General features: G+C 43.4%; 1 protein-coding gene. It reads right to left on the bottom strand.

Annotated elements, in window-relative coordinates; translation table 11 throughout:
- A partial coding sequence (locus tag RMT89_RS43110) for an ATP-binding cassette domain-containing protein (RefSeq protein ID WP_315889214.1) occupies positions 1-218 on the bottom strand: 218 nt, incomplete at its 3' end.
- Between the last annotated feature and the right edge of the window lie 54 nt (positions 219-272).

Below are 272 nucleotides of genomic sequence, written 5' to 3'. Positions count from 1 at the left end.
ATGACACGGTCTCCAATAGTCACCGCCCCCTCAGTAGGCTTGAGAAGAGCATTTAGATGTTGTAATACCGTTGATTTACCAGAACCAGTATGACCAATGATGGCCGTATAGGAACCAGACGGAATGGCGAAGTTTATATCAAATAAAGCACGAGTCTCAAAAGGAGTTCCTGCTTGATAAGCAAAATTTACTTGCTCAAAATGGATGTCCATAGCCATTCTACCAATCCTTCCTGTCCTTGATATTGCTGAGGTACGTCAATGCCTCGTTTC

It is taken from the genome of Streptomyces sp. P17 (assembly GCF_032436805.1).
Taxonomy (GTDB): Bacteria; Actinomycetota; Actinomycetes; order Streptomycetales; family Streptomycetaceae; genus Streptomyces.
Note: the sequence above shows the minus strand (reverse complement) of the source record. Positions and strands in the feature narration are given on the sequence as shown.